This window comes from Nocardioides sp. Root240 (genome assembly GCF_001428825.1).
Taxonomy (GTDB): domain Bacteria; phylum Actinomycetota; class Actinomycetes; order Propionibacteriales; family Nocardioidaceae; genus Nocardioides.
The window spans coordinates 1-5520 of record NZ_LMIT01000008.1 but is presented as its reverse complement, the minus strand read 5'-3'; the positions used below and the strand labels follow the sequence as shown (position 1 = coordinate 5520).

At 55.9% G+C, this 5520-nt stretch carries 3 rRNA genes; all 3 read right to left on the bottom strand.

The window, feature by feature from the left end:
• Position 1: 1 nt before the first annotated feature.
• The 3 genes from rrf to ASE20_RS08025 all read right to left on the bottom strand — a co-directional run bounded on the left by rrf (position 2) and on the right by ASE20_RS08025 (position 5335).
• Positions 2 to 118, bottom strand: a 5S ribosomal RNA gene (rrf, locus tag ASE20_RS08035).
• Positions 119 to 261: 143 nt separating this feature from the next.
• Positions 262 to 3382 (bottom strand): 23S ribosomal RNA (locus ASE20_RS08030).
• 435 nt (positions 3383 to 3817) lie between these two features.
• Positions 3818 to 5335: ribosomal RNA gene (locus tag ASE20_RS08025) — 16S ribosomal RNA — on the bottom strand.
• The 16S, 23S and 5S rRNA genes sit together here, the layout of an rRNA operon.
• Between the last annotated feature and the right edge of the window lie 185 nt (positions 5336 to 5520).

Below are 5520 nucleotides of genomic sequence, written 5' to 3'. Positions count from 1 at the left end.
TGTCCGGCGGCGTCCTACTCTCCCACATCCTCTCGGTTGCAGTACCATCGGCGCTGGCAGGCTTAACTTCCGGGTTCGGGATGGGACCGGGTGTTTCCCTGCCGCTATGGCCGCCGTAACTCTATGAACCACGCTCCCGTACGACGATGTCGTACCAGGGACCGGGTTGGTCTCTTGATATGTGTGGACGCGACAGATCATGGATCTGAATGTTGTTCTCGCAACACGAATCGGATTTGTTGATGTGTGTTGGGGGTTTGTTGTGGCAAGTCTTCGGCCTATTAGTACCGGTCGGCTGGGCATTACTGCTGTACACCTCCGGCCTATCAACCCAATAATCTGTTGGGGGCCTTAACCCACAAGGGGTGGGAAACCTCATCTTGAAACGTGCTTCCCGCTTAGATGCGTTCAGCGGTTATCACTTCCGAACGTAGCCAACCAGCCATGCACCTGGCGGTACAACTGGCACACCAGAGGTTCGTCCATCCCGGTCCTCTCGTACTAGGGACAGCCTTTCTCAAGTTTCCTACGCGCGCGGCGGATAGGGACCGAACTGTCTCACGACGTTCTAAACCCAGCTCGCGTGCCGCTTTAATGGGCGAACAGCCCAACCCTTGGGACCTACTCCAGCCCCAGGATGCGACGAGCCGACATCGAGGTGCCAAACCATCCCGTCGATATGGACTCTTGGGGAAGATCAGCCTGTTATCCCCGGGGTACCTTTTATCCGTTGAGCGACGACCCTTCCACTCGGAGTCGCCGGATCACTAGTTCCGACTTTCGTCCCTGCTCGACATGTCTGTCTCACAGTCAAGCTCCCTTGTGCACTTACACTCGAAACCTGATTGCCAACCAGGCTGAGGGAACCTTTGAGCGCCTCCGTTACATTTTGGGAGGCAACCGCCCCAGTTAAACTACCCATCAGGCACTGTCCCTGAACCAGATCATGGCCCGAGGTTAGACATCTAGTACGACCAGAGTGGTATTTCAACGATGACTCCACAACCACTGGCGTGGCCGCTTCACAGTCTCCCACCTATCCTACACAAGCCGAACCAAACACCAATGCCAAACTATAGTAAAGGTCCCGGGGTCTTTCCGTCCTGCCGCGCGTAACGAGCATCTTTACTCGTAGTGCAATTTCGCCGAGTCCATGGTTGAGACAGTAGGAAAGTCGTTACTCCATTCGTGCAGGTCGGAACTTACCCGACAAGGAATTTCGCTACCTTAGGATGGTTATAGTTACCACCGCCGTTTACTGGGGCTTAAATTCTGAGCTTCGACTTGCGTCTAACCCGTCCTCTTAACCTTCCAGCACCGGGCAGGAGTCAGTCCGTATACATCGTCTTACAACTTCGCACGGACCTGTGTTTTTAGTAAACAGTCGCTTTCCCCTGGTCTCTGCGGCCCTTCACGCTTCCCCAGCAAGTGGGTACACGATCCAGGCCCCCCTTCTCCCGAAGTTACGGGGGCATTTTGCCGAGTTCCTTAACCATGGTTGTCTCGATCGCCTCGGTATTCTCTACCTGATCACCTGAGTCGGTTTCGGGTACGGGCGGCTCGTGGCTCGCTAGAGGTTTTTCTCGGCAGCATAGGATCACCCACTTCCCCCCTACGGGGTCGGCATCACATCTCAGGGTCACCGATCAAACGGCCATGTGGCGGATTTGCCTACCACATCCCCTACATGCTTACCCGCCGTCTACCATCGCGGCGGTTGGGCTACCTTCCTGCGTCACCCCATCGCTTGCCTACTACCGGGTCGGATCCCACGCTCCGCCCAGCCCTCTCACCCCGAAGGGATCAATAAGCTGGGTTTCGGGTGGTTAGCATCACCGGGTTCAGCATGGGCGCCACTTCGCCGGTACGGGAATATCAACCCGTTGTCCATCGACTACGCCTGTCGGCCTCGCCTTAGGTCCCGACTTACCCAGGGCAGATTAGCTTGACCCTGGAACCCTTGATCAATCGGCGCACGGGTTTCTCGCCCGTGATTCGCTACTCATGCCTGCATTCTCACTCGTGTCACGTCCAGACCTGGATCACTCCGGCCCTTCACTCGTGACACGACGCTCCCCTACCCATCAGTACCCCTGAACCAAGATCAAGTCCGGCTTGGGTTAAGTACTAATGCCATGGCTTCGGCGGGCGGCTTGAGCCCCGCTACATTGTCGGCGCGGAATCACTTGACCAGTGAGCTATTACGCACTCTTTCAAGGGTGGCTGCTTCCAAGCCAACCTCCTGGTTGTCACTGCGACTCCACATCCTTTTCCACTTAGCCGCCTCTTAGGGGCCTTAGCCGATGGTCTGGGCTGTTTCCCTCTCGACTATGAAGCTTATCCCCCACAGTCTCACTGCCACGCTCTCACTTACCGGCATTCGGAGTTTGGCTAACGTCAGTAACCTGGTCGGGCCCATCGGCTATCCAGTGCTCTACCTCCGGCAAGAAACACGCAACGCTGCACCTAAATGCATTTCGGGGAGAACCAGCTATCACGGAGTTTGATTGGCCTTTCACCCCTATCCACAGGTCATCCCCTCCATTTTCAACTGAAGTGGGTTCGGTCCTCCACGCCGTCTTACCGGCGCTTCAACCTGCCCATGGATAGATCACTCCGCTTCGGGTCTTGATCGTGCGACTCAAACGCCCTATTCGGACTCGCTTTCGCTACGGCTTCCCCACACGGGTTAACCTCGCCACACAACGCAAACTCGCAGGCTCATTCTTCAAAAGGCACGCCGTCACCCTCACAGGCTCCGACGGATTGTAGGCACATGGTTTCAGGTACTATTTCACTCCCCGCCAGGGGTACTTTTCACCTTTCCCTCACGGTACTGGTCCGCTATCGGTCATCGAGAAGTATTTAGGCTTAACGGGTGGTCCCGCCAGATTCACACACCATTTCAGGGGTGGCGTGTTACTTGGGAAATGCTGAACACAGCCGCACACTATCGTCTACGGGGCTATCACCCGCTACGGCACCGCTTTCCAACGGACTTCGACTTCACGAACGGTTTCTTACTGTGCGCCACCCCGGCAGAGACGGCAACAACACTCCCACAACCCCTCAACTGCAACGCCTGCCGGCTATCACACAACTGAGGTTTGGCCTCATCCGATTTCGCTCGCCACTACTCTCGGAATCACTTTTGTTTTCTCTTCCTGCGGGTACTGAGATGTTTCACTTCCCCGCGTTCCCTCCACACACCCTATTTCATTCAGGTGCAGGTAACACGACATGACTCGTGCTGGGTTTCCCCATTCGGACATCCCCGGATCAACGCTCGGTTGCCAACTCCCCAGGGCATTTCGCAGGCTCCCACGTCCTTCATCGGCTCTCGATGCCAAGGCATCCACCATGTGCCCTTAACAACTTGCCCACAACAAACCACCAACACACACAAACAAACCCACACAACGTTTCACCGTCACGCAGACTCGAATGCAGCCCGATGGCTCTCCAGTGGGACAAACCGATTAAGAGAACACACAAAACAATCAATTCGATACGAAACAACACATTCACCCGTCGTCACCAACCCCGACCCATCAAGAGTCGCAGCTGCTACGCGGGTGGATGCTCGCGTCCACTATCAAGAAGTCAAACAACCAGAAGCCGACCAGCGCCCCAGAACAGAAGGGACCAGGCGCGTCTGATGCCTCAGACACCCAACAGCGTGCCATGCGTACACACTCCCCACGACCACAGCCAAACAGCCGAGGCCAAGAAGAGCGAACAATCGTTTGTGTTCCACTAGTGAACACCCCATACGTCAACAACTCATTCGGCTGTCGATCTCGGGTGTGCTCCTTAGAAAGGAGGTGATCCAGCCGCACCTTCCGGTACGGCTACCTTGTTACGACTTCGTCCCAATCGCCAGCCCCACCTTCGACGGCTCCCCCCACAAGGGTTAGGCCACCGGCTTCGGGTGTTGCCGACTTTCGTGACGTGACGGGCGGTGTGTACAAGGCCCGGGAACGTATTCACCGCAGCGTTGCTGATCTGCGATTACTAGCGACTCCGACTTCATGGGGTCGAGTTGCAGACCCCAATCCGAACTGAGACCGGCTTTTTGGGATTCGCTCCCCCTCACGGGATCGCAGCCCTTTGTACCGGCCATTGTAGCATGCGTGAAGCCCTGGACATAAGGGGCATGATGACTTGACGTCATCCCCACCTTCCTCCGAGTTGACCCCGGCAGTCTCCCATGAGTCCCCGGCATAATCCGCTGGCAACATGGAACGAGGGTTGCGCTCGTTGCGGGACTTAACCCAACATCTCACGACACGAGCTGACGACAGCCATGCACCACCTGTACACCAGTATCAAAGAGACCCCCATCTCTGGGGGCTTCCGGTGTATGTCAAACCCAGGTAAGGTTCTTCGCGTTGCATCGAATTAATCCGCATGCTCCGCCGCTTGTGCGGGCCCCCGTCAATTCCTTTGAGTTTTAGCCTTGCGGCCGTACTCCCCAGGCGGGGCGCTTAATGCGTTAGCTACGGCACGGAACCCATGGAATAGGTCCCACACCTAGCGCCCAACGTTTACGGTGTGGACTACCAGGGTATCTAATCCTGTTCGCTCCCCACACTTTCGCTCCTCAGCGTCAGGTAATGCCCAGAGAACCGCCTTCGCCACCGGTGTTCCTCCTGATATCTGCGCATTTCACCGCTACACCAGGAATTCCATTCTCCCCTGCATACCTCTAGTCTGCCCGTATCGGAAGCAAGCAACGAGTTAAGCCCGCTGTTTTCACTCCCGACGCGACAAACCGCCTACGAGCCCTTTACGCCCAATAATTCCGGACAACGCTCGGACCCTACGTATTACCGCGGCTGCTGGCACGTAGTTGGCCGGTCCTTCTTCTGTACCTACCGTCACTTTCGCTTCGTCGGTACTGAAAGAGGTTTACAACCCGAAGGCCGTCATCCCTCACGCGGCGTTGCTGGATCAGGCTTCCGCCCATTGTCCAATATTCCCCACTGCTGCCTCCCGTAGGAGTCTGGGCCGTGTCTCAGTCCCAGTGTGACCGGTCACCCTCTCAGGCCGGCTACCCGTCAAAGCCTTGGTGAGCCATTACCTCACCAACAAGCTGATAGGCCGCGAGCACATCCTGGACCGAAAAACTTTCCACCACCTCAGATGCCTAAAGTGGTCGTATCCGGTATTAATCACCGTTTCCGGTGGCTATCCCAGAGTCCAGGGCAGATTACTCACGTGTTACTCACCCGTTCGCCGCTCGAGTACCCCCGAAGGAGCCTTTCCGCTCGACTTGCATGTGTTAAGCACGCCGCCAGCGTTCGTCCTGAGCCAGGATCAAACTCTCCATAAGAAAATTCTAACCCGACATCTAAACAAACCCTGACAACAAGTTGTCAGAATCATTCATTGCCGAAAACACACATCCCAACCAATCCAAACCCCTCCCAAAGAAGAGATCCATCATGACCGAATGCACACAAACGTCACAAACAATCTATGCATGACACACTGTTGAGTTCTCAAACATCACACGCT